Source organism: Streptomyces sp. SAS_270 (assembly GCF_052543295.1).
The window spans coordinates 1-24595 of sequence record NZ_JBMNDS010000047.1 but is presented as its reverse complement, the minus strand read 5'-3'; the positions used below and the strand labels follow the sequence as shown (position 1 = coordinate 24595).

At 70.8% G+C, this 24595-nt stretch carries 22 protein-coding genes; 16 read left to right on the top strand and 6 right to left on the bottom strand.

Annotation, left to right across the window (positions count from 1 at the left end; all coding sequences use genetic code 11):
• The first annotated feature begins 25 nt into the window (after positions 1 to 25).
• The 3 genes from ACN6LB_RS27485 (at position 26) to ACN6LB_RS27475 (ending at position 2837) form a co-directional block, all read left to right on the top strand.
• On the top strand, positions 26 to 607 hold the full coding sequence (locus ACN6LB_RS27485; protein WP_356140659.1) for a hypothetical protein: 582 nt from the start codon (positions 26 to 28) through the stop codon (positions 605 to 607).
• The gene (locus ACN6LB_RS27480) at positions 576 to 1868 is read left to right on the top strand and encodes an ABC transporter substrate-binding protein (RefSeq protein ID WP_445028238.1); all 1293 of its coding nucleotides are present in this window, start codon (positions 576 to 578) and stop codon (positions 1866 to 1868) included. Before ACN6LB_RS27485 ends, ACN6LB_RS27480 begins: the two co-directional genes overlap by 32 nt.
• Positions 1869 to 1970: 102 nt before the next feature.
• A complete protein-coding gene (locus ACN6LB_RS27475) occupies positions 1971 to 2837 on the top strand; it encodes a hypothetical protein (RefSeq protein WP_445028237.1) in 867 nt (288 codons plus the stop codon).
• Here the strand turns inward: ACN6LB_RS27475 and ACN6LB_RS27470 are convergent.
• Positions 2809 to 3978: an epoxide hydrolase family protein gene (locus tag ACN6LB_RS27470; protein ID WP_445028236.1), complete on the bottom strand. Its 1170-nt coding sequence runs from the start codon at positions 3976 to 3978 to the stop codon at positions 2809 to 2811. The two genes, ACN6LB_RS27475 and ACN6LB_RS27470, sit on opposite strands and share 29 nt — an antisense overlap.
• A gap of 62 nt (positions 3979 to 4040) precedes the next feature.
• Between ACN6LB_RS27470 and ACN6LB_RS27465 the strand changes: the two genes are divergently transcribed.
• Positions 4041 to 5078, top strand: coding sequence for a helix-turn-helix transcriptional regulator (locus tag ACN6LB_RS27465; RefSeq protein ID WP_445028235.1), 1038 nt, complete (start codon positions 4041 to 4043; stop codon positions 5076 to 5078).
• On the opposite strand, the gene ctaD is transcribed toward ACN6LB_RS27465, so the two are convergent.
• On the bottom strand, positions 4960 to 6651 hold the full coding sequence (gene ctaD, locus ACN6LB_RS27460) for an aa3-type cytochrome oxidase subunit I (RefSeq protein WP_445028271.1): 1692 nt from the start codon (positions 6649 to 6651) through the stop codon (positions 4960 to 4962). The genes ACN6LB_RS27465 and ctaD overlap by 119 nt on opposite strands.
• Positions 6652 to 7114: 463 nt before the next feature.
• On the opposite strand from ctaD, the gene ACN6LB_RS27455 reads away from it, so the two are divergent.
• Positions 7115 to 7330 (top strand): I78 family peptidase inhibitor, encoded by a 216-nt coding sequence (locus ACN6LB_RS27455; protein ID WP_445028234.1) that lies wholly within the window; start codon positions 7115 to 7117, stop codon positions 7328 to 7330.
• 130 nt (positions 7331 to 7460) lie between these two features.
• Here ACN6LB_RS27455 and ACN6LB_RS27450 read toward each other — a convergent pair whose 3' ends face one another.
• Entirely contained in the window at positions 7461 to 8489 is a 1029-nt protein-coding gene (locus ACN6LB_RS27450) for a phosphatase PAP2 family protein (protein WP_445028233.1), read from the bottom strand.
• A gap of 248 nt (positions 8490 to 8737) precedes the next feature.
• A complete protein-coding gene (locus ACN6LB_RS27445; protein ID WP_445028232.1) occupies positions 8738 to 9907 on the bottom strand; it encodes a glycosyltransferase family 39 protein in 1170 nt (389 codons plus the stop codon).
• Between the two features lie 284 nt (positions 9908 to 10191).
• Here ACN6LB_RS27445 and ACN6LB_RS27440 point away from each other — a divergent pair, with 284 nt between their 5' ends.
• Positions 10192 to 11799 (top strand): MFS transporter, encoded by a 1608-nt coding sequence (locus ACN6LB_RS27440; RefSeq protein ID WP_445028231.1) that lies wholly within the window; start codon positions 10192 to 10194, stop codon positions 11797 to 11799.
• 208 nt (positions 11800 to 12007) lie between these two features.
• Entirely contained in the window at positions 12008 to 13198 is a 1191-nt protein-coding gene (locus ACN6LB_RS27435; protein ID WP_445028230.1) for an acyl-CoA dehydrogenase family protein, read from the top strand.
• A gap of 54 nt (positions 13199 to 13252) precedes the next feature.
• Here ACN6LB_RS27435 and ACN6LB_RS27430 read toward each other — a convergent pair whose 3' ends face one another.
• A complete protein-coding gene (locus tag ACN6LB_RS27430) occupies positions 13253 to 13693 on the bottom strand; it encodes a cell division protein SepF (RefSeq protein ID WP_356140623.1) in 441 nt (146 codons plus the stop codon).
• 332 nt (positions 13694 to 14025) lie between these two features.
• On the opposite strand from ACN6LB_RS27430, the gene ACN6LB_RS27425 reads away from it, so the two are divergent.
• Complete coding sequence (locus ACN6LB_RS27425) at positions 14026 to 15270, top strand: DUF5685 family protein (protein ID WP_356140621.1); 1245 nt, start codon at positions 14026 to 14028, stop codon at positions 15268 to 15270.
• A gap of 85 nt (positions 15271 to 15355) precedes the next feature.
• On the opposite strand, the gene ACN6LB_RS27420 is transcribed toward ACN6LB_RS27425, so the two are convergent.
• Entirely contained in the window at positions 15356 to 16315 is a 960-nt protein-coding gene (locus tag ACN6LB_RS27420) for an ABC transporter substrate-binding protein (protein ID WP_445028229.1), read from the bottom strand.
• A 503-nt stretch (positions 16316 to 16818) separates the two neighbouring features.
• Between ACN6LB_RS27420 and ACN6LB_RS27415 the strand changes: the two genes are divergently transcribed.
• The 8 genes from ACN6LB_RS27415 to ACN6LB_RS27380 all read left to right on the top strand — a co-directional run.
• A complete protein-coding gene (locus tag ACN6LB_RS27415; protein ID WP_445028228.1) occupies positions 16819 to 17664 on the top strand; it encodes an amino acid ABC transporter permease in 846 nt (281 codons plus the stop codon).
• Between the two features lie 50 nt (positions 17665 to 17714).
• Positions 17715 to 19592, top strand: a complete 1878-nt coding sequence (locus ACN6LB_RS27410; RefSeq protein WP_445028270.1) for an FAD/NAD(P)-binding protein — start codon at positions 17715 to 17717, stop codon at positions 19590 to 19592.
• Positions 19592 to 20386, top strand: coding sequence for an amino acid ABC transporter ATP-binding protein (locus tag ACN6LB_RS27405; RefSeq protein ID WP_356140612.1), 795 nt, complete (start codon positions 19592 to 19594; stop codon positions 20384 to 20386). The genes ACN6LB_RS27410 and ACN6LB_RS27405 overlap by 1 nt, the downstream gene beginning before the upstream one ends.
• A gap of 46 nt (positions 20387 to 20432) precedes the next feature.
• Positions 20433 to 21401 (top strand): LLM class flavin-dependent oxidoreductase, encoded by a 969-nt coding sequence (locus tag ACN6LB_RS27400; RefSeq protein ID WP_445028227.1) that lies wholly within the window; start codon positions 20433 to 20435, stop codon positions 21399 to 21401.
• Between the two features lie 4 nt (positions 21402 to 21405).
• Complete coding sequence (locus ACN6LB_RS27395; RefSeq protein WP_445028226.1) at positions 21406 to 22203, top strand: DUF1684 domain-containing protein; 798 nt, start codon at positions 21406 to 21408, stop codon at positions 22201 to 22203.
• A gap of 235 nt (positions 22204 to 22438) precedes the next feature.
• On the top strand, positions 22439 to 23335 hold the full coding sequence (locus ACN6LB_RS27390; RefSeq protein WP_356140605.1) for a S1 family peptidase: 897 nt from the start codon (positions 22439 to 22441) through the stop codon (positions 23333 to 23335).
• Positions 23336 to 23446: 111 nt separating this feature from the next.
• Positions 23447 to 24118: a hypothetical protein gene (locus ACN6LB_RS27385; RefSeq protein ID WP_445028225.1), complete on the top strand. Its 672-nt coding sequence runs from the start codon at positions 23447 to 23449 to the stop codon at positions 24116 to 24118.
• 105 nt (positions 24119 to 24223) lie between these two features.
• A partial coding sequence (locus ACN6LB_RS27380) for an SPFH domain-containing protein (protein WP_445028224.1) occupies positions 24224 to 24595 on the top strand: 372 nt, incomplete at its 3' end.

Sequence of the window (24595 nt, the reverse complement as noted above, 5' to 3'; positions counted from 1 at the left end):
GGACCGACACCCGGTGGTGAGCCAGATGGTTCTCGGGAGCGACCTCAGGCGAGGGAACGGCCGGCGGGGACGCGGGCCCGGGAGGGCCACCGGACGGCTGACGGCACTGGGAGCCGCCGCCGTCCTCGTCCTCGCCCCGGCCCTCGCGGCGTGCAGCGACGACAGCGGCGGGAGCAGCAGCGCACCGCCGACCCCCTCGGTCGAGAAGCCGACCAGTGCCCAGCCGAGCCCGACGGCCCCGTCGGACCCCGCGGCGGCCGAGAAGGAGATCAAGCAGAACTGGGAGAAGTTCTTCGACCCTGCCGTCTCCATGAAGGACAAGCAGGCGGTTCTGGAGAACGGCGACAAGATGACCGCCGTACTGAAGGGCTTCAGCGGTGACCAGCGCGGTCAGCAGGTCAAGGCGCACGTCGAGAAGATCGAGTTCACCTCGCCGACCGAGGCGAACGTGACGTACGCGCTGCTGCTGAAGGGCGCCACCGCGTTGCCGGGAGCCGCCGGGACCTCCGTCGAGCAGGACGGCACCTGGAAGGTCTCCGTGAAGACCCTGTGCGCCCTCGTCCAGCTGAGCGGCGATGCGTCGTCGAGCCCGGCCGCGGGTTGCTGAGACGGTTGCCGCGGGCCTGCTGCTCCTTGTGGGCACGGCCTGCGGCAGCCGCCTTCCCGAGAGCGACTTCGAGCACCGCGCCACATCGTCCGTACCGGGCGGCGCCGAACCGATCCGGGTCGGCATCATCACCAGCGTCACCAGCCCGGTCGGCGGCTCCACGTTCACCGGCCCGCGCGACGGGGCGAAGGCCTGGTTCGACCGGCTCAACGCGCGCGGCGGCATCGGCGGCCGCACGGTCGAGGTGCACACCTGCGACGACGGCGGCAGCGGCGTCGGCGACAACGAGTGCGTGCACAAGCTGATCGACGAGGACCGGGTGACCGCCCTGGTCGCCACCACTGCCCTCGACTACGCGGGCGCCTCCCGCGTGTCCGACGCGCGCGTGCCCGACATCGGGGGCCAGCCCATCGGCGCCGCCTACGACACCTACCCGCACCTGTACGGCATCTACGGCAGCCTCGCGCCGCGCACCGGCACGCCGGGCTGGGACGGAAAGCTGTACGGCGGCACCGAGGTCTACCGCTACTTCAAGCGCGAGCAGGGCGCCCGCACGGCGGCCGTGGTCTCCTACAACCAGTCCGCGTCGGCCTCCTACGCCCGCCTCGTCACCCAGGGCCTGAAGGCCGAGGGCTACAAGGTGGTCAGCGAGCAGGTCGACTTCGCGCTGCCCAACTTCCGCGCCGTCGCGGCCGATCTGAAGGACCAGGGCGCCGACCTCGTCTTCGACGCCATCGACACACACGGCAACGCCCAGCTGTGCGAGGCGATGGACGACGTCGGCGCCGAGGCCATCGCCAAGGTCACCAACGTGCAGAACTGGGCGTCCACCGTCCCCGAGGACTACAAGAACGCCCCGCGCTGCCGCAACGCCCTGTGGGCAACCGGTTCCAGCCGCAGCTACGAGGAAACGGGCAACCCGGCCGTACGGGAGTTCCGGGACGCGACCAAGGGCCTCAAGACGCACTCCCAGTGGCAGTTGGAGGGGTGGGCGGCCGCGAAGTGGTTCACCGACGCGGCCGAGTCCTGCGCCGGGACGGGCATCACGCGCGCGTGCGTGGACCGCTTCATGAACCGCAGCGAGCCCTACACCGCCGACGGTCTGCTCGTCCCGGTCGTCCACGAACGCCTGCCCGAGCCCCCGAAGACCCGCAGGACATGCCTGTCGGTGGCCCGCTGGAAGGACGGCAAGGGCTGGGTCTCCCAGGGCGACATGGACAAGAACTGCTTCGACGTACCGCAGTTGCCCTACACACCCTGAAGTGGCGTGGTGAAGGCAACCAATGGGCCGGGTCGGCGGTCTAACCCCCAAAGGCGAACGCACGCGGTGCCGGACGCATCGCACGCACGAGGGGGCGCCCGCATGACGACGTCGGCTCCGCGGACCGCGCGTCGGCGCGCCGGAGAGGACGCCGCCATGCCTCCGCGCGCCGACTGCATCGCCGACTCCGCGGGCGGACTGACCTTCGACGTCACGGAGACCGGCGAGCAGGGTGCCGCGCTGCTGGTGCTGCGCCGCCGCGACCGCGACGAGGAGGTCAGCCTGCCGCTGACCCCGGTCGGCAACGGCCGGCTGCGCGCCGCGTTGCCCAGCGGCGTCGCCCTGGCCGAGGGCCGCTGGGACGCCTACGCGCAGGTCGCGGGCGGCGAGCCGCGCCGCCTCGCCCCCGGCGTCAACGACCTGCGCTCCCTCGTCGACCGCGTGCCGAGCGGCTCCCTCGGCCATGTCGCCGTCCGCATCCCGTACGTCACCCGGCAGGGCAACCTCAGCGTCCGCAGCTGGCTGCGCGCCCCGCACGCCGAGGCGCACGAACTGCGGCCCGCCGAGGACGGGTTGGTGGTGCACGGCCGGGTGTACGGCACCGCACTCGCACCGGCCGCCCGCGCCGAGGCCCGCCACCGGGGCTCCGGCGCCCTGCTGCATGCCGAAGTGGTCGCCGAACAGGCGGAGTTCGGCTTCGCCCTGGCCTACGGAGTGCTGCCGCCCGGCATCTGGGACCTGTGGCTGCGCCCGGCGGGGGAGAGCGGGCCGCGGGTACGGATCGCGCGGCTGCTCGACGACATCGCCGACAAACAGCCGGTGCTCACGTATCCGCGCACGGCCCTGGACACGGAGTACGGCCCGGTGCAGGCCGGGCCGTACTTCACGCGGGACAACGACCTGTCCGTGTCCGTCGTGGCGAAGGGGGCCGTCGCCCCCGTCACCGGAGCGGACGGAAGAACTCCCTGACGTCACCGGTCAGCAGGTCCGGCGTCTCCAGCGCGGCGAAGTGCCCGCCCTGGTCGAACTCGGCCCAGTGGGCGACGGTGTTGGACCGCTCGGCGACCACCCGGACCGCGCGGTCGACCGCGAAGTTCGCGACGCCCGTGGGCACGCCCGAGGGGGCGGGCGGGCTTCCCCAGGTGCTCGCGGACTCGTAGTAGAGCCGGGCAGAGGAGCCCGCGGTCCCGGTCAGCCAGTACAGCATCACGTTCGTCAGCAGCCGGTCCCGGTCCACCGCGTCCTCGGGCAGCACCGCCGACGGATTCGTCCACTCCTGGAACTTCTCGACGATCCAGGCGAGTTGGCCCACCGGAGAGTCGTTCAGCCCGTACGCGAGGGTCTGCGGGCGCGTCGACTGGATCGCCACGTACCCCAACTGGTCCCGGCCGAACTGCTGCAGCGCGAGCCGTTCGCGCTCCCGGTCGCTCAGCGCCGCCCGGTCCTCGGCGGAGAGCGGGCCGAGCGGCGTGAAACCGGCCGACGCCGCGTTCACATGGACACCCACGACGGCGTCCGGCGCGACCCGGCCCAGCTCGGGCGAGATCACCGCACCCCAGTCGCCGCCCTGGGCACCGTAGCGCTCGTATCCGAGCCGGCGCATCAGCTCGGCCCACGCCTGGGCGATCCGCTGCACGTTCCAGCCACGCTCGCGGGTGGGCCCGGAGAAGCCGAAGCCGGGGATCGCCGGGATCACCAGATGGAAGGCGTCCGCCGGATCGCCGCCATGGGCACGCGGGTCGGACAGCGGGCCGATGACGTCCAGGAACTCCACGACCGACCCCGGCCAGCCGTGCGTGAGCAGGAGCGGCAGGGCGTCCGGTTCGGGGGAGCGGACGTGCAGGAAGTGCACCTGGGTGCCGTCGATCTCGGTGACGTACTGCGGGATCTCGTTCAGGGCGGCCTCGTGCTTGCGCCAGTCGTAGCCACTGCGCCAGTGCGCCGCGAGGTCGCGGACGTACGACAGCGGGGCCCCGTACTCCCAGCCCGCGCCCGGGAGTTCGTCGGGCCAGCGGGTCAGGTCCAGACGGGTGTGCAGATCCTGGAGCTGTGCCTCGGGGATCTCGATCCGGAACGGTCGTACCTCTTGGGTCGAGCTGTTGTCTGCCATGAACCCAACGTACGTACCCTTGCGGACAGTTACTGTCCTCAAAGGCTGGCAGACTCGGATCCATGTTGGAGACCTCGGCACGACTGCTGCGCCTGCTCTCGCTCCTGCAGGCCCACCGCGACTGGTCCGGCGCCGACCTGGCGGACCGCCTGGGCGTCACACCGCGCACCGTGCGGCGCGATGTGGACCGGCTGCGCGAACTCGGCTACCCCGTCAACGCCAGCCCCGGCACGGGAGGCGGCTACCAGCTCGGCGCGGGGGCCGAACTGCCGCCGCTGCTCCTCGACGACGACGAGGCGGTCGCCGTGGCGGTGGGCCTGCGCACGGCCGCCGGACAGGGCATCGAGGGCATCGGCGAGACCTCCGTACGCGCGCTCGCCAAGCTCGAACAGGTGCTCCCGAGCCGGCTGCGCCGCCGAGTGGGCGCCCTGAACGCCTTCACCGTGCCGATGCTGCGCGGCCCCCAGCCCTCCGCCGTCGACCCCGCCGTACTCACCGAGATCGCCCATCTGTGCCGGGACGCGGAGCGGCTGCGCTTCGAGTACCGCGACCATGGCGGCTCCTCGACCCGGCGCACCGTGGAACCGCACCGCCTGGTGTGCACCGAGCGCCGCTGGTACCTGGTCGCCTGGGACGTCGACCGCGACGACTGGCGTACGTTCCGGGTCGACCGCATCACGCCGAAGCCGCCGCACGGCCCGCGCTTCACGCCGCGCAATCCCCCCGCGGAGGACCTCGCCGCCTATGTCTCCCGGGGCGTCTCCGTGCGCGCGTACGCCTCGCATGCCGTCGTCCGGCTGTTCGTGCCCGTGGAGGAGGCCGCCGACCGTGTCTCGCCCTCCGCCGGGACGCTGGAGGCGGAGAGCGAGGGGACCTGTCTGCTGCGCACCGGGGCCGCGAGCCTCGATGTGATGGTGATTCACGTGATGCTGATGGGCTTCGAGTTCGAGATCCTGGAGCCGGCCGAGTTCACCGAGGCGGTCAGGACGGCGAGGGACCGGCTGACTCGGGCTCTTGAGCGGGTGCAGGAGCCAGCGCCGCGTACTCGGGATGGTGCAGGTCGAACGCCGGGGACTCGGAGCGGATCCGGGGCAGGGTGAGGAAGTTGTGCCGGGGTGGCGGACACGAGGTCGCCCACTCCAGGGAGCGGCCGTAGCCCCAGGGGTCGTCGACCTCGACCTTCGTGCCGTATTTGGCGGTCTTCCACACGTTGTAGAGGAAGGGCAGCGTGGAGAAGCCCAGCAGGAACGCGCCGATCGACGAGACGGTGTTCAGCGCGGTGAAGCCGTCGGCGGCCAGATAGTCGGCGTACCGGCGCGGCATGCCCGCGGCGCCGAGCCAGTGCTGCACCAGGAACGTGGTGTGGAAGCCGACGAAGAGCGTCCAGAAGTGGATCTTGCCCAGGCGCTCGTCGAGCATCTTCCCGGTGAGCTTCGGCCACCAGAAGTAGAAGCCCGCGAAGGTCGCGAAGACGACCGTGCCGAAGACGACGTAGTGGAAGTGGGCGACCACGAAGTACGTGTCCGTGACGTGGAAGTCGAGCGGCGGCGAGGCCAGGATCACCCCCGTCAGCCCGCCGAACAGGAACGTCGTCAGGAAGCCGGTCGCCCAGAGCATGGGCGTCTCGAAGGACAGCGAGCCCTTGAGCATCGTGCCGGTCCAGTTGAAGAACTTCACGCCCGTGGGCACCGCGATCAGGAACGACACGAAGGAGAAGAACGGCAGCAGCACCGCCCCCGTCGCGAACATGTGGTGCGCCCACACGACCACGGACAGACCGGTGATGGCCATGGTCGCGCCGACCAGGGTCAGATAGCCGAAGATCGGCTTCCGGCTGAAGACCGGCAGGATCTCCGTGATGATGCCGAAGAACGGCAGCGCGATGATGTAGACCTCGGGATGGCCGAAGAACCAGAAGAGGTGCTGCCACAGCAGCGCGCCTCCGTTCGCCGCCTCGAACACCACCGATCCGAAGCGCCGGTCCGCCTCCAGGACCAGCAGCGCCGCCGCGAGCACGGGGAACGCGAAGAGGATCAGGATCGAGGTGAACAGCGTGTTCCAGGTGAAGATCGGCAGCCGGAACATCGTCATGCCGGGGGCGCGCATGCCGATGATGGTGGTGATGAAGTTGACCGCGCCGAGGATCGTGCCGAAGCCGGCCAGCGCGAGCCCCATGATCCACATGTCGGGGCCGGGGCCCGGCGAGCGTTCCATGCTGTTGAGCGGGGCGTAGGCGAACCACCCGAAGGCGGCCGGCCCGTCGGTCACGAAGATCGAGCCCAGCACGATCAGGCCGCCGAAGAGGAAGAGCCAGTACGACAGCATGTTCAGCCGGGGGAAGGCGACGTCCGGCGAGCCGATCTGCAGCGGCATGATCTCGTTGGCGAACCCGGCGAAGGTCGGCGTCGCGAACAGCAGCAGCATGATCGTGCCGTGCAGGGTGAACAGCTGGTTGAACTGGTGGTTGTCGATGAGCTGCAGGCCGGGCCGGGCGAGTTCGGCGCGCATCAGCAGCGCCATGAGCCCGCCGACCAGGAAGAAGCCGAACGACGTGATCAGGTAGAGGTGGCCGATCTTCTTGTGGTCGGTGGTCGTGAGCCACTCGATGATCAGCCGTCCCGGCTGCTTCACCGCCGCGGGTCGCTCTGTCGCCAGCACGGTGTCCGTCCCCATCGCCCGCCCCTTCGCCATCGCGTCCTGGGCCTGCTGAAGCACCCGCCATGATGCTCGCGTCGCCCGTGCTCCGACAGGGGGCGTTCGGGTGACGTGTGGGGGATGCGTGTATTTCTCATGCGGTGTCAGATTCCGCGGGGAACACCGGAATCGGCGGAAAAGGATTCCTGCGGCAGGGTTCTCGGCCGTTTTCCATCGGATTGTTGAAGCGGCGGAAGGACGGCTGCGAATTACGTTCGAAGGCGTGCGGAAGGCGTACGGAACCCCTCGTACGTGTGACGGCCCGTCGCGCGGCAGCCGGTGTTATGGCGGCCGATACGCGTGTCGTGATCCTGTGACAGAAGCGTGACCGCGGACGGACCGCGGGGCGATAGGCCGGGCAAGGCAGGGGCGATAGGCCCGGCAAGGCAAAGCAAAGGACCCGCACTTCCCCGGCGGCGACGGGCGGCCTAACGTGGCCGTCATGGCACCCATTCCCACTCCTCCCGCAGAGCCCCACGACAGCCCGGACAGCTACGTCGGACTGGACGCGCCGGGCGCCGAGAGCCGTGCCCGGGAGCGCGGCTGGTCCACGGTGCGCTCGCTGCCACCGGGCGCGATCATCACCATGGAATACCGCGTGGGACGGCTGAACTTCGAGGTCACCGAGGGCAGGGTGACCCGCTGCTGGAAGGGCTGACCGCTCTTCGCCGACCTGCGGCTCGTCGATCTGCTGTGCGAAGGCCCCCGGCTCGTCAGGAGCCGGGGGCCTTCGCGGTGCGGGGAGGGGTTGTGCGTACCGGCCCCGCTGTCCGAGGGTGTCGGCCCGCTCAGCCGCCCGTCAGGGGGCGGGCCGGGCTGGAGCCGCGCGGCACCCGGTCCGAGTGCGGCGGGCGGCGGCTGCCGACCGGGGTGACCGGGGTGCGCTCGGAGCGGGCCGTGTGCGGGCCGGGGGCGAGGTAGCCGGGCGCCCTGGCGGAGCGGGCGGCGCCCACCGGCTCGCGGACCGGAGCTTCGTCGTCCGCAGGGGCCGGGGAGCGCTGTGCGAGCAGGGCGGGGGCGCCGACCGGAACGGCGACGGGGGCGGGCGCGGTACGGCGGCGGCGGTTGCGCAGGGAGTCGCGCAGGCCGAAGATCGCGGCCTCGGCGCGGGCGATGACCGGCTCGCACCACGGAAGCGCCAGCAGGATCAGCAGCCCGGCGGCCCAGCCGAGGAGGACATCGCTCAGCCAGTGCGTACCGAGGTAGACGGTGGTGAGGCCGACGCCCAGCGAGGTCACGGCGGAGATGGCGGACAGCCAGCGCCGGGCGCGCGGGGTCGAGGCCAGGTACGCCAGGATGCCCCAGGTCACGACGGCGTTGGCGGTGTGACCGGAGGGAAATATATCGCCGCCGAGCCCCATCTCGTTCGAGCCGATCGTGATGGCGTAGTGCGGACCGAGACGGCCCATGCCCAGCTTGGCGGCGCCGACCGTGATGTTCAGCAGCAGCAGCGAGGCACCGAGCGTCAGCAGCGGACGCAGGGTGTGCTGCCGCCAGGAACGCCAGCCCAGCCAGGCCGCGACCATCACCGCGGTGGGGCCGCGCTGGCCGAGCACCACGTAGTAGTCGAGGAACGCGTGGATCTCCGGCCACTGCTGGTAGGGCCGGAAGAACATGACCTGCCAGTCGAACCGGACCAGCCACGACGTGATCGCCACGGCCCACACGATGGCCACGTAGAAGGCCAGGGTGGCTACGAGCAGCACCACCCTGTGCCGCGACATCCGCGGCACATCGATGTGGGCCGGTCGTTCCGGCTCACGGTCCAGCCGGGCGAAGACCCGGTCCAGACGGGTGAGGTTTCGTTCGGTACGCACCCAATCGACGTTACAGCGAGTGAGCTGCGTTCCAGGCCGAATCCCTGTGTTTGTGATGACGATGTGATGTGGGATTGCTCTCAGGATCAGGTTTATTTCTATGGATTCCCTATTTGCCGGAGTGCTCGGCCTTCAATTCCATTGATCATCGCCTGTTCTTGTTTTATGGCCCTTTTGAATTCGTTCACCGAATGCTGGGCCGGAATTCCCCGGCTGCTCACCGGCGCCGCCGGGCGGCGCCGAGCCGATCATGGCGGTCCGGAGCCGTTCAGCCAGAAGGCCCCGTAGACGGCCGAAGCCACCGCCACACCCCCGGCCACCAGGGCCGACCTGGACGTTCGCAGCCGGGACAGGGCCAGTGCGAGGGGCAGCAGCAGGGGGAAGGCGGGCATCAAGAGGCGCGGTTTCGAGCCGAAGTAGCTCGACGCGCACAGAGCGAGCGCGACGACCACCCCGGAGTACACGAGCAGCGGCAGCGGCTGCCCCTGCCGTACGCCCACCACGTACAGCCAGATGACCAGGGCGACCCCGACGAGGATCGCGAGACCCGCCAGGGCCGCGGGGAACGACGTGAGCTTGTCGCCGACGAACCGGGCGAAGGCGTAGCCGCCGTCGAAGCCGTTGCGCCAGCCCGCCTGGACGTCGAGATAGCCCAGCGGGCCGTCCCCGGTGCGATGGCCGACCCACAGGACGTAGCCGGCGGCGCCCAGCGGCGCGAGCAGCATGCCGAGGGCGCGCCGCCACCGGGGCGCGCCGCCCGCCGGGAGCGCGCTTCTCTCCCGCACGAACGAGGTGATCGCGGCCACCCAGAGGGCCGCGACGACCGCGGCCCCGACCGGGCGGGTCAGCCCCGCGAGCGAGGCGAGCAGGCCCGCCGTCAGCCAGCGGCCGGTCAGCACCGCGTACAGCGACCAGGCGGCGAGCGCCGTGAACAGGGATTCGCTGTACGCCATCGACTGCACGACACCCACGGGCAGCAGCGCCCACACGAGCACGGCACAGACCCCGGCACGGGCCCCGTACACATGGTCCGCGACCGCGAAGATCCCCCAGGCCGCGGCCGGCGAGGCGAGCGTGCTCACCAGCAGCCCGGCGTCCGCGTACGACAGCGGGGAGAGCGCGTGGACGAGCCGCTCCAGCCAGGGCAGCAGCGGGAAGAACGCCAGGTTCGAGTGCACGTCACCGTTCGGCAGGCGCACCTCGTAGCCGTAACCGAGATCGGCGACCCGCACGTACCAGAGCGAGTCCCAGCGGGCGCTGAGCAGGGTGTGCGCGCTCTTGCCGCGCGCCGCGCTCCAGACGGCGAGGGTGATCAGGCCCAGGGCGCGCACCGCCACGTACCCGAGAAGGGCGGGTGCGGCCCGGCGCAGGGCGCCCGTGCGGGGCCGCGTCACGACAGGCGTCTCAAGATCGGTCACGGGTCCGATTATCGACGGCGTACGGAACCGGGCGGTCGAGGAATGCGGAATCCGACGGTCCATGGGGGTGCGGTGCACCCCTGGGGGGCGTGGTGCACGCCACACTCCGCGTGGGAGAACGTGAGAGGTCCACCACGCGTCATCGGCGAGAACTCGCGTACGCTGGCCGCTCACTCGCCTTTGTTGCGTGGGCGCCGGGAGTCCGCTCCTCCCGAGCCACGGCCGCTGGGAGTCCCCACCCCGCGGTCCCGCCGAACGCGAGGGATCATCTGGGAGGTACGTACATGTCCGGGACGACCACGGCCGCAGCGCGTTGCCGTCGGGAGGCCGGGGCCGGTGCAAACCGCTGGGTCGTTCTTGTGGTGCTGTGCGTCAGCCTGCTCCTCGTCGCCCTCGACGCCACCGTGCTGCATGTCGCGGTGCCCGCCGTCACCGAGGACCTCAAGCCCGGCGCGATAGAACTGCTCTGGATCGTCGACGTCTACCCGCTCGTCTGCGCCTCGCTGCTGATCCTCTTCGGCACGCTCGGCGACCGCGTCGGCCGCAGAAGGATCCTCCTTTTCGGATACGCCCTCTTCGGCGTCGCCTCGGCCCTCGCGGCCCTCGCCGACAACGCGCAGGTCCTCATCGCGGCGCGTGCCCTGCTCGGCGTCGGCGGCGCGATGATCATGCCCGCGACCCTGTCGATCCTCCGCCAGGTCTTCCCCGACCGGCGCGAACGGGCGCTCGCCATCGGCATCTGGAGCGCCGTGGCAGCCGTGGGCGCGGCGGTCGGACCGCTGCTCGGCGGCTTCCTCCTCGAACACTTCTGGTGGGGCTCCGTCTTCCTCATCAACATCCCGCTGATGCTGGTCAGCCTGCCGGTCGGCCGGATGCTGCTGCCCGAGTCGCGCGGCGATCGCAACGGCCCCTGGGACGTCGTCGGCGCCCTGATGGCAGCCGCCGGGCTCTTCGGTCTCGTCCTCGGCGTGAAGCGGCTGGGCGGCGGCGAGGCCCCGCTCAGCCCGTACACACTGCTGCCGCTGCTGGTCGGCGGTGTGCTGATGGCCGGCTTCGTCCGGCGCCAGCGGCGGCGCGAGCACCCGCTCGTCGAGCTGCGGATGTTCGCCCGGCCCGCCTTCAGCACGTCCGTCGGCTGCATCGTGCTCGCCATGCTGGCCCTCGTCGGTCTTGAGCTGATCGCCGCGCAGTACCTCCAGCTGGTGCTGGGGCTCTCCCCGCTGGAGACCGGGCTGCGGCTGCTGCCGCTCACCGTCGCGGCGATGGCCTCCGGGCTCGCCGGAGCGAAGCTGCTGCGGCAGTTCGGGCCGCGCACGATGGTCTGCTTCGGCTTCTGCCTCACCGCCGCCGCCGTCGTCACGCTCACCGCGATGGGCGGCGACGACAACGCCGGACTGCTGCTCTTCGGCTTCGTGCTCCTCGGGTTCGGTCTTGAGACGACACTCTTCGGCGCGTACGAGTCCATGCTGAGCGAGGCGCCACCGGCCCAGGCGGGGGGCGCCGCCGCCATCGGCGAGACCTCCTACCAGCTGGGCGCCGGCATCGGTATCGCCCTGCTGGGCAGCGTGATGAACGCGGCCTACGCACCCGGGCTGTCGTCGGTGCCCGGAGTCCCGGCCGCCGACTCGGCCGCGGCGGGGCACTCGCTCGGGGAGGCGTACGACGTCTCGGCGCGACTGGGCGGGGAGCGGGGCGAGGCGCTGCGGCATGCCGCGCGGGAGTCCTTCGTGCACGGGCTGCATGTGACCCTGCTGGTCAGCGCGGGGCTGCTGCTGCTCGGGGCCGTGATGGCGCTGCGGTTGCCGCGGGTCATGGAGTGCGGGGTGCCTGCGGCGGGCTCGGCTGAGATTCCGGCGCCCCGGGATGTCATGGAGCCCAGGGTCTCCGCGTAGGGCCGCCTGGGCCTTCGGCCCGGCGGATCGTCTCCCACCCGCGCACCGCCCGTGCTACTCGGGTTGCCAGTGCTGCTCTCCTGTGCCGACCGCTCGCCGTCGGCGGCTGCGGGTTCGGGTTCCTCTGGACTTGCGGGACACTGCGTCGTAACGTCGGGTCGACATCGTAACTAGCGGTGCTAGTTTTAGTGTTCCGGAGGCTCCCCCTATGTCCGCGTCCTCGAAGCTGCCCCCCTTCGACCCCGCCGACCCCCTCGGCATCGACGACCTGCTGGACGCGGAGGACCTCGCGATCCGCGAGACCGTGCGGACATGGGCGGCGGACCGGGTGCTGCCGCACGTCGCCGAGTGGTACGAGAAGGGGGAGCTGCCGGACATCCGCGAGCTGGCGCGGGAGTTGGGGTCCATCGGCGCGCTCGGGATGTCCCTGGAGGGATACGGGTGCGCGGGCGCGTCCGCCGTGCAGTACGGGCTCGCCTGCCTGGAACTGGAGGCCGCCGACTCCGGGATCCGGTCCCTCGTGTCCGTGCAGGGATCCCTCGCCATGTACGCCATCCACCGCTTCGGCAGCGAGGAGCAGAAGCAGCGCTGGCTGCCCGGCATGGCCGCCGGCGAAATCATCGGCTGCTTCGGGCTCACCGAGCCCGACCACGGGTCCGACCCGGGAGCCATGCGGACCCACGCCAAGACCGACGGCGGGGACTGGGTTCTCAACGGGCGCAAGATGTGGATCACCAACGGGTCGGTGGCGGGCGTCGCCGTCGTCTGGGCGCAGACCGACGACGGGATCCGCGGCTTCGTGGTGCCCACCGACGCGCCCGGGTTCTCCGCGCCCGAGATCAAGCACAAGTGGTCGCTGCGGGCGTCCGTCACGAGTGAGCTCATCCTCGACGACGTCCGGCTGCCCGCCGATGCCGTCCTGCCCGAGGTGGTGGGGCTGAAGGGACCGCTGAGCTGTCTGTCCCACGCGCGCTACGGAATCGTGTGGGGCTCGATGGGGGCGGCGCGGGCCAGTTTCGAGGCCGCCGTCGAGTACGCGAAGACGCGGGAGCAGTTCGGCAAGCCCATCGGTGGCTTCCAGCTCACTCAGGCCAAGCTCGCCGACATGGCGGTCGAGCTGCACAAGGGCATCCTGCTCGCGTACCACCTGGGGCGGCGGATGGACGCCGGCCGGCTGCGCCCCGAGCAGGTCAGCTTCGGCAAGCTCAACAACGTCCGGGAGGCGATCGAGATCTGCCGTACGGCACGGACGATTCTCGGCGCCAACGGGATCTCGCTCGAATACCCCGTGATGCGGCACGCGACCAATCTGGAGTCCGTGCTCACCTACGAGGGCACCGTCGAGATGCACCAACTGGTACTGGGCAAGGCGCTCACCGGGCTGGATGCCTTCCGGTAAGCCCTGTGCGGGCTGAACAACCCTGCGGGGGCAGGGCCGGTGAGCGGCCCTGCCTCAGCTCTGGTTGAAGAAACCGTCCTGCTGACGGCCCGCGGCCTCACCGCTGACGATCTCCGTGTTCGCCGGAGTCAGCAGGAAGACACGGTTGGCGACCCGCTCGATCGTGCCGCGCAGGCCGAAGGTCAGGCCGGCCGCGAAGTCCACGACGCGCTTGGCGTCGGCGGGCTCCATGGACGTGAGGTTCATGATGACCGGGACGCCGTCCCGGAAGAGTTCGCCGATGCCGCGTGCGTCCCGGAAGCTGTCCGGGGTGACCGTGCCGATCCGGCGGCCCTTCTCCTCCGCCGTTTCGGACGCGACCTTCACGCGCGGGTCGGTGACCCAGGCGTCTCCGGATTCCTGACCCTCGGCGTAGTTGTCGTCGTCGTAGTAACGCTCGTCATCGTTGTCGTCGACGAGGCCAAGCCAGGCACTCGCCTTGCGCACCGATCCCATGGACGCCTCCTCTCACAGCGGTCTTTCTTGCTTTCCGCATCCCCATGGTCGTCCATGATGCGGATGTCGCGCCAAGTGGATAGACGCCGCGCGGGGGTTTCGTGACGGTACTGGTGCACAACGAATCCGTCGAGAGCCCGCGTCTCCCAAGGGTCTTGCTGTGAACGGCTGCTGACTGAGAGTGAAATATGATTTCTCATGGCGGACGGGTGACGGGTGGTGCGTACGGGTGAACGGAGTGGTCGATACGATGCCGCAGCTCAACGTCGTACGTGTTGTCGTACTTGTGTCGTCGTATCTGTCGCGGTGTCACGGGATCTCGGGGGAGTGTCGTGTTCGGAATCGTGAGGCCTTGCAGCCACCGTCTCGGTGAGGGGCTGAAGGCGCAGTGGATGGCGCATCTGTGCGGGCTCTGCCTCGCGTTGCGCGGGGACCATGGGCAGCTCGCGCGGGTCGTCACCAACTATGACGGGCTGCTCATCTCGGTTCTGACGGAGGCTCAGGCCGGTCAGGAAAGCGGTGGGCGGCGGACCGCCGGACCCTGTCCGCTGCGCGGCATGCGCACGGCCTCCGTCGCCCAGGGGGAGGGCGCGCGCCTCGCCGCCGCCGTCTCCCTCGTGCTGGCCTCGGCCAAGGTGCGCGACCATGTCGCCGACGGGGACGGTCTCTTGGCGCGCAGGCCCGTGGCCCTCGCCGCGCGCAAGGTCGCCGCGAGCTGGGACAGGGCCGGGGCCCGGACCGGGTCCGACGTCGGGTTCGACACCGCCGTACTGGTCGACGCCGTGGACCGGCAGCTCGGCATCGAGACGCTCGCCGGTCCCGGCACACCGATCCTGACGGTCACCGAGCCGACCGAGACGGCGACCGCCGCGGCCTTCGCGCACACCGCGATCCTGGCCGGCCGCCCCGGCAACGCCGAGCCTCTCGCCGAGGCCGGACGCCTCTTCGGGCGGCTCGCGCATCTGCTGGACGCCGTGGAGGACAGGGAGACCGACGCCGCGTCGGGTGCCTGGAACCCGCTGACGGCCACGGAGACCTCGCTGACCGAGGCCCGGCGGCTCGCCGATGACGCGCTGCACGGGATACGGCTCGCGCTGCGCGAGGTCGCCTGGGGGGCCGAGGGCTCCCGGGGCCGGCACGGCTCCGACGGCAAGCTGGCGCATCTGCTGCTCGCGCACGAGCTGGGGCGCTCGGTGGACCGGGCGTTCGGGACAGCGGCCTGCTCGCACGGGGGCGCGCACGGCGCGGAGGGTTCCTTCGGGCCGCCGCCTCAGCAGGGCGGGCCGTCCAGCCCGCAGAATCCGTACGTCGGTGGTGGCAACCCCTTCGCCGGCGGCAATCCCTTCGGCGGTGAGCCGCCGCGGCCCGGCAAGCGTGGCTTCTGGGCGGGGTGTGCGGCCGCGATCGGAGTGTGCTGCACCTGCAAGGTGTGCTGCGCCGACGAGTTCGAGGGCCCGTGGTCCCGCAAGAAGCGCGAAGGGTGCCTGAGCGGCTGCGACTGCGACGGCGGGTGCTGCAACTGCTGCGAGGCATGCGAATGCTGTGAGTGCTGCTCGTGCTGCGACTGCGGGCTGTGACGGGGCAGGCCGCGCCGTTTCCCGGGTCCTTTGCTGTTCCCGTGCTGTTCCCCGGGCCCTTTGCGGGGCCCGGGGAACGGCCGGTCTAGTTCTTCAGCTCCGGCGGCGAGATCTGTGACTTCTCGATCGCCGAGCCTGTCGTGCCCCACTTCTTGAGGATCCTGTCGTACGTCCCGTCGGCGATCAGCTTGTTCACCGCGGCCTGGAAGGCGGGCGCCAGTTCGGTGCCCTTCTTGAAGGCGAAGCCGACGTCGAGACGGTGGAACTCGTTCAGGAACTTCACGCCGTCCTGGTGGGCGACGGCGTAGCGCAGTCCGTTGATGGTGCTCATCACCACGTCGCTGCGGCCCTGTTGCAGCGAGGACCAGATGGCGCCCTGTTCGCTGTAGGTCTGCACCTGGTACGCCTTCTTGCCCGCTTCGGTGCAGAGCTTCTTGTTGTCCTCCAGCGTCGCCTCGAAGGTGGTGCCCGCGCCGGTCGCGACGTTCAGCCCGCACAGCTGCCGCAGGTCGGTGATCTTCCCCAGCCTGCTGTCCTCGCGGGCGGCGAAGCCCTGACCGTCGTTGATGTACGTGACGAAGTCGATCGCCTTGCGCCGCTCGTCGGTGACCCCGAAGTTGCTCGCACCGAAGTCGTACTTGCCGCTGTCGAGGGCCGGCAGGATCGCCTCGAAGCCGGCGGCCTCGCGCTTCAGTCGGATGCCGAGCACCTTGGCGACGGCGGCCGCGAAGTCGACGTCCTGGCCGGTCAGCGTCTTGCCGTCGGACAGATAGGTGGTGCCGGGCGGAGCGCCGCCGACGCTGATGGCGACGGTCAGGCTGCTGACGCCGGAGGGCAGCAGTTTCGCCGCCGTCTCGTCCTTCGGGATGGACGAGACCACATCCGTGGTCGGGATCCGGTCGCTCCTGGCGGCGGCCTGGGCGGTACCCGAGCCACCGCCGTCGTCGGAGTCGCCGGAGCCGCAGGCCGTGAGCAGCAGCGTGGCGGACGTGATCAGGGCGAAGGGCAGGAAAACACGGCGGCGGGGCCGCGTGGACGTACTCATGGCGTACGGATCTCCTGAACAGGCAGAAGGCAGAAGGCAGAAGGCAGAGGGCAGACGGCAGACGGCAGACACGGGTCGGCGGAATGCCTGCCGAACCGGGCTGTGTCGAGTGGACAGCGCGAGGGGAGGGGAGCGCGGGCTACGCGTGTGTGAAGGCGTGGGCAACGGCGCGAAGGCGCCGGGACAACGCAGAAAGCGCCCGTTCAGAAGGGGCGCGGAAGGTCAGCTCAACAGGAAGAGGACCACACTCGACCGAAGTCGATGTGGGAGCGCGTGACCAGCCACTGCTGCGAATGCATGGGCCCAAGTGGAACAGGCATCCGTTTCCGCGTCAACTGACGTGAGACGTACGGCTCACACTCTGGACAACCTTGACAGCCATGGGAAACAGCCCCGTACTCTCGACGGACGGCCCTGCTGAGGGGCTCGGCCGTACGGCGCTCTCGCGGGCGCCGCCTGTGAAGGCATCACCGTGTTCGACTCACGCATCACGGAGCCTTCGCATGTCCTCCGACACCCTCGTCAAGGTGGCCGCTGCGCACAACGCGGCGCCCTTGCGCATCGTTCCGCGCCGCCGCCCCGGTCTGTGGGCCACCGCCGCCGCCGTCCTCGTACTGCTCGGGCTCGCCGCCACCTCCGTCGTCCGCAACGAGGCGTTCCAGTGGGACGTCGTCGGCGACTACTTCACCTCGGCCTCGGTGCTGCGCGGCCTGTGGCTCACCCTCTGGCTGACCGCGGTCGTGATGGCGCTCGGCTTTGCGCTGGGCACCCTGCTCGCCGCGTTCCGTCTCTCGTCCAATCCGGTGCTGCGGGCGGTGAGCTGGGGGTACGTCTGGCTGTTCAGGTCCATGCCGATCCTGGTGCAGCTGCTGTTCTGGTTCAACATCGGGGCGCTGTACCCGCAGATCCTCGGCGTGCGGACGGTGAACCTGCTCGGCCCGGTCACCGTCGCCATCGTCGGCCTGACACTGCACGAGGCCGCGTACGCCGCCGAGGTGGTGCGCGGCGGCATCCTCTCCGTCGGCCGCGGCCAGATCGAGGCCGCGCAGGCGCTGGGGCTCGGCCGATGGCGTCGTTGGCGCCGGATCGTGCTGCCGCAGGCGATGCGCTCCATCGTGCCGCCGGCCGGGAACATGCTGATCGGCACCCTCAAGGGCACCTCCATCGTCAGCGTCATCGCCGTGCAGGACCTGCTCTACTCCGTGCAGCTCGTCTACCACCGCACCTACCAGGTCATCCCCCTCCTGATGGTCGCCACGATCTGGTACATCGTCGTCACCTCGGTGCTCAGCGTCGGCCAGTACTACGTCGAGAAGCACTACGCGCGCGGTTCGGAGCGGACGCGATGAAGCCGAGTGACGTGCTGAACCCGAGTGACGCGCCGAAGCCCGGCCATGTGCTGAAGCCGAGTCTGGTGATCGTGGGGGCCGGTCCGCGGGGGACCGGCCTGCTGGAGCGGATCGCCGCCAACGCGCCCGAGCTGTACGCCGGTTCGGGACTCGACGTGCACCTGGTCGACCCCCATCCGCCGGGCGGCGGACGCATCTGGCGCGAGGAGCAGTCACCGCTGTTGTGGATGAACTCGCAGGCCCAGGACGTCACGATGTTCACCGACGAGACCGTCGCCATGGCCGGACCGGTCCTCGAAGGCCCCAGCCTGCACGAGTGGGCGGGCCTCGACGGGCGGACCTTCGCCGACCGGCAGCGGCAGGGCGCGTATCTGCGCTGGGTGTACGAGAACACCGTCGCCGCCCTGCCCCCGGGTATCACCGTCCACCACCACCCGGCCCGCGCCCTGCGCGTCGGCGGGCCCCGCGCGGGCCGCCAGCAGGTCTGGCTCGAAGGCCGCCCCCGGCCGCTCCTCGCCGACCTCGTCGTCCTCGCACTCGGCCACCTCGACGCCGAACTCGACGAGGAACAGCGCGAGTTGGCCGCGTACGCGCGGGAGAACGGGCTGCTCCACCTGCCGCCGGACTTCACCGCCGACAGCGACCTCTCCGGGCTCGCTCCCGGCGAACCGGTTCTCGTCCGCGGCTTCGGGCTCGCCTTCGTCGACCTGATGGTGCTGCTGACGGAGGGCCGCGGCGGACGCCACGACGGCGAGGACTATGTTCCGTCCGGGCGCGAGCCCGTCCTGTACGTCGGCTCCCGGCGCGGAGTCCCCTACCACTCCAAGATCGGCTACGACTGGGAGGGCGAACGCCCGCCGCTGCCGCGCTTCTTCGGGCCCGGCGAGGTCGACGAACTGCTCGCACGCCCCGCCGGCTTCGACTTCCGCCGCGATGTGTGGCCGCTGGTCGAGAAGGAACTGGGCTTCGCGCACTACCACCGGCTGTTCACCTCCCACCCCGAGCGCACGGCCCTTTCCTGGGCGGAGTTCGAGGAGAAGTACGCGGCGGGCGACGGCGCCGACCTCCAGGCGCTGGTGGCGTCCGCCGTGCCCGACCCGGCCGACCGGCTCGACCTCGCCGCGCTCGACCACCCGCTGGACGGGGTGCGCCACACCTCGCCCGAGGAACTCCAGACCGGTCTGCGCACCTACATCGAGAACGATCTGACTCGCCGTCACAACTCCTCGTACAGCCCGGACTTGGCAGTCTTCCTCGGGCTGCTCTCGGTGTACGGCCAGCTGGTCCGGCTCGGTGACATCGGCTCCTGGTGGCACGGCTTCTTCAGCTACCTCGCGTCGGGGCCGCCCGGGCCGAGGCTGCGTCAGATGCTTGCCCTGTCGCGGGCGGGCGTCCTGAGGTTCCTCGGCGCCGGCATGACCGTCACGGCAGAGGACGGTGTCTTCCGGGCGCGCAGCGCCACCGTGCCCGGCGCGGTGACCGAGGCCCGTGCCCTCGTCGAGGCACGGCTTCCGCACCCCACGGTCGCCCAGACCCGGGACGCGCTGCTGCGCGCGCTGTGGGAGGACGGCGCGGCGGCGACCCCCGAGGGGCTGCTCGCCGTCGACCCCGCCGACGGCCGCGTCCTCGATCGCTCCGGCACCCCGCACCCCCGGCGCTTCGCGCTCGGCCCGCACACCGACGCCCGGGGCTCCGGCGCGTTCACCCGGCCCCGCACCGGCGGCCCGGCCTTCCGGCAGAACGACGCGACGGCGCGCGCCGCGCTGATGTTCCTGCGCGACCTTCAAGACCACGGCGTTCACGACGGCGACGTTCACGACGGCGACGTTCACCACCGTGAGGTTCAAGACCACGACGTTCACGACCACGACGTTCACGACCGCGGCGTTCAAGAGCGCGGCCTTCACCCCGCCCGAGGAGCAGCCTGATGAGCGCCCCCGTCACCCCCGCCACGACCACGGCATCCGCCATGGTCGACATCAGGTCCGTGCGCAAGAGCTTCGGTTCGCTGGAGGTGCTCAAGGGCATCGACCTCGAAGTCCGCGCCGGCGAGGTCACGGTGATCCTCGGCCCCTCCGGCTCCGGCAAGTCGACGCTGCTGCGCACCATCAACCATCTGGAGAAGGCCGACGAGGGCTCGATCAGCGTCGACGGCTCGTACGTCGGATACCGGCGCTCGGGCGACACGCTGCACGAGCTGAGCGAGCGGGAGACCCTCAGGCAGCGCACCCGGATCGGGTTCGTCTTCCAGAACTTCAACCTCTTTCCGCACCTCACAGTGGTGGACAACATCATCGAGGCCCCGGTCTCCGCACTGAAGCGCCCCCGCAAGGACGCCGTGGAGACCGCGCGCCGTCTGCTAGACCGGGTCGGGCTCGCCGACAAGACCGACGCCTACCCGGGACAGCTCTCCGGCGGCCAGCAGCAGCGCGTCGCCATCGCCCGCGCGCTCGCCCTGGAGCCGAAGCTGCTGCTCTTCGACGAACCGACCTCGGCGCTCGACCCCGAACTGGTCGGCGAAGTCCTCGACGTCATCAAGGACCTGGCCCACCAGGGCACCACGATGATCGTCGTCACGCACGAGATCGGCTTCGCCCGCGAGGTCGCCGACACCGTCGTCTTCATGGACGACGGCCGCATCGTCGAACAGGGCGCCCCCGGCGACGTACTCGACCGGCCGCGGCACGACCGCACCCGCGCCTTCCTGTCCAAGGTTCTGTGAACCCCGGGTTCCGTGAACCTCCTTACCCCGACCAGGAGTTCGTCACATGACCGGATCGCACGGCCGGGGGTTGCCGCACCTGGCCGCGGCTCTCGACCAGCAGGGGGCGCACGACTCCGCCCCGTACGAGGAGGCGGTTCGGCTCGCGGAGCGGGGTGGACTCGACTTCGTGACGCTCGGCGACACCTTCGCCGGCCCCGGCCCCGACGCCCTCGCCGTACTGTCCCGACTCGCGCTCGGCACCCGGCGCATCGGCCTGGTGCCGACCGTGGACAGCCCGCACACCGAGCCCTTCCGGGTGCCGGCCGCGGTGACGGCCCTCGACAGGGTCAGCCGAGGCCGCGCCGGCTGGCACATCGGCGTGTCGACTACCGAGGGCGAGGACCGGCTCTCGGGCCGCCGTCATGACGCGGCCGCCCGGCTGTGGGACAGCTGGGAGGGCGGCGCCGACTCCTCGATGAAGGGCTCCTCGGCCGTGCCGCGGCCCCCGCAGGGGTATCCGGTGCGGATCGTGGACGCCACGGAGAGGAGTGCGCGACCGGTCGCCGCCCGGTACGCCGACGTGGCGCTGGTCCGGGTCGCGGATCCCGCCCAGGCCGCCGCCGTACGGGCCGAACTGCGCTCCGCGGTACGGGAGTTCGGGCGGGACCCCGACCGGTTGCGTGTCCTCGGCTCGCTCCACGTGGACCTCGGAGGCGGCGAGCGGGCGGCCGCACCGGGCCACGGCGGCGGGGGACCCCGGCAGACCGCGCAGGGTCCGCTCTACCGGGGCGGCCCCGTCGACCTCGCCGAACTGATCACCGACTGGCATGAGGCCGGTGCCGTCGACGGCTTCCACCTCACCCCGGTCGAGCCGCTCCGTGACCTGGAACGACTGGTCAACGGCACGGTGGCGCTGCTCCAGCACCGCGGCCTGTTCCGCACCTTCTACCCGGGCAGCACCCTCCGCGAGCACCTGGGCCTGGCCCGGGCCGCCAACAGGCTCGGGCTTCCGGACCCCGTATGGAAAGGTTGATCACATGACGACGGACGCATCCGACGACTGGAAGCGGTGGCACGAGCACCGCACCGAAGCGGTGTCGGCGCCCCACGGACCGCTCTCGCTCACGGGCACGCACTGGCTGGAGGACTATCCGGAGGGGCGACTTCCGGACATCCCCGGGCGGTGGACCGCCGCCGGTGACGCGGTGGTGCTCGCCGTCGGCGAGACGGACGCTCTCCCGGACGGCGGCCTCACGGTCGACGGGAAGCCCTTCACCGGCGAGATCCGCCTCGGCGCCGACTCCGGGCCCGCGGCCGCCTCCCGTGTCGCGCACGGCGGGCGCCGGCTCGTCGTCCTCGTCCGCGAGGGCATCTGGGGCGTCCGCGACTTCGACCCCGACGCGCCCGCACGCGCAGCCTTCCGGGGCATCGAGGCGACCGCGTACGACGCGCGCTGGTCGGTGCCGGGCCGCTTCACGCCGTACGGAGAGGACCGCACCGTACGCGTCGAGAACGCGGACGGACGTGCGCGCGGCCTCGGCCTCGGCGGCGAACTCGCCTTCTCGCTGGACGGGCAGGACCGCACGCTCCAGGTGTCCGTGCAGGGCGACGGATCCCTGTGGGCCGTCTTCGCCGACGCGACCAGCGGGGGCAGCAGCTACCGTTTCCGGTTCCTCCACCCGTCGGCGCCCGACGCCGAGGGGCGTACGACGGTGGACTTCAACCGCACGCAGTTGCCGCCGTGCGCCTTCGCCGACCACTTCATCTGCCCGTTCCCGCCGCCCGGCAACACCCTGGACACGGCGGTCGCGGCGGGGGAGCGGCACCTGATCTGAGCCTTCGCGAGCGGAGTCGTCCGCCTCGAAAGATCAACTCCCTGACGGCATACGCAAGTTGAACACTGCACGGCCGAAAGGCGCCCTTGCGCCCGTCGGCCGTGCGGTCGAATACTCCCCCACAGCGCTTGTCAGGAGCACGGCTTGTCCGGAATCCGGACGAGCTGCCCCCGGCTGCGCCTCACGGGCCCCGACCCCACGCGGGCCCCCGACTTCCCCAGTGGAGGAACGACAAGTGAGGATCAAGCGCACCACCCCCCGTAGTGGCATAGCGAGACGGACCCGGCTGATCGCCGTGGCCACCGGATTCGCGGCCGCCGCAGCGTTCGCCGTCCCCACCGCGAACGCGTCCGACGCCCACACGTTCAGCACCACCGAGCTGAGCAGCGCCAAGGCCTCGGTACTCAAGTCCGACGTCGCGGGCACCGCCTGGGCGGTCGACGCCAAGACGAACCGCGTGGTCGTCACCGTCGACAGCACGGTCTCCAAGGCCGAGATCGCCAAGATCAAGAAGGACGCGGGCAGCACCGCCGGCGCCCTCACGATCAAGCACACCCCCGGCAAGTTCAAGAAGCTGATCACCGGCGGCGACGCCATCTACGGCGGCCAGTACCGCTGTTCGCTCGGCTTCAACGTGCACAGTGGGAGCACCTACTACTTCCTGACCGCAGGCCACTGCGGTGAGGTCGCCTCCACCTGGTACTCCAACTCGGGTCACACCACGACCCTGGGCACGAACGTCAGCTACAGCTTCCCGACCAACGACTTCGCGCTGGTGCGCTACACCGGCTCGACCGCCCACCCGAGCGCGGTCGGCAGCCAGACCATCAGCAGCGCCGCGACGCCGAGCGTGGGCACGACGGTCTACCGTCGCGGCTCCACCACCGGCACGCACAGCGGCCGGGTCACGGCACTGAACGCCACGGTCAACTACGGCGGCGGCGACGTCGTCTACCAGATGATCCAGACCACGGTCTGCGCCGAGGGCGGCGACAGCGGCGGTCCGCTGTACGCGGGCTCCGTCGCCTACGGTCTGACCTCCGGCGGCAGCGGCAACTGCAGCTCCGGTGGCACGACCTTCTTCCAGCCCGTCACCGAGGCTCTGAGCTACTACGGCGTGAGCGTCGGCTGACACCTTCGACCAGCCGGCAGCAGGCGAGCCCCCGTACGCGACGGCGTACGGGGGCTCGTCGTACCGCTTTCCAGCCGGGCACTTCAGTCGCATCCTCAGGGGGAGCGGGACATGCACGAGGACGCCCAACGCCGAGTACGCCGCAGCCCCTTGCTGTCCATCACGCCGATCGTGCTCCTCGCCGTACTCACCCTCGTCCTGCTCTGGGAGATCGTGCGGGCGAACGTGACCGGGGAGGCCGCCCGGCAGTGGCCCTGGCGGTTGCAGCTCATGGACATGAACCCGCTGGGCAGTCTGCTGGCGGTCGCCGTCGCCGGTGTGCTGGCCCGGGCGCAGTACGCGCGCACGGTGCGGCCGGCGCTCGGCTGGCGCTCCACCTGGGTGCGCGGTGAGCTGGAGCCGGACGAACGCGCGTGGCGCGTGGGCGTCCTCAACGGCGGCCAGCACCACGCGGTGGTGGAGCGGGTGGACTACCAGTGCGTGCCGCGCGGCGGGGAACCCGGCCCGTGGACCGATCACGCCGGGCTGATCGCCGAACTGGCCGCAGCCCGGTTCGTGTTCGGCAAGGACTATCGGATGGGGACGTTCAGCCCTGGGTTCCCCCTGTCGGGCAGTACCGGGCACAGCACCGTGGAGGCAGGCGTGTTCGCGCAGCGGTTCGTCGACGAGATCGACGTGCTGCTCATGCGGGTGCGGGTCACGGACGCCGTGGGCGACAGCCATGAGCGGAGCATGGACCTCATGCGGGGGGCCAGGGTGGAGCGCGAGGGATTCCCGGACTGAGCCCTCAGCACGGGTGTGCCGACTGAGCCCTCCCCTTTGGGTGTGCCGGGAGTTACCGTCGAAGTACATACCTGGTGCGCCGACTTTGGACCCCGGGGGGTCGTCATGGTCGAGGAGCTGGTGGCCGCGGGAGTTTCCCTCGCGTCCGTGGGGCTGGTCTACGTGATGGCGGGAGCCCGCGTCGTCAGACAGTACGAACGTGGTGTGGTGCTGCGGCTGGGGCGGCTGCGCTCGGAGGTGCGCGGCCCCGGGTTCACCATGGTCGTGCCCTTCGTCGACCGGCTGCAGAAGGTCAACATGCAGATCGTGACGATGCCGGTGCCCGCGCAGGAGGGCATCACGCGCGACAACGTCACGGTGCGGGTCGACGCGGTCGTGTACTTCAAGGTGGTGAACCCGTCGGACGCGATCATCCAGGTCGAGGACTACCGCTTCGCGGTCTCCCAGATGGCGCAGACTTCACTGCGGTCGATCATC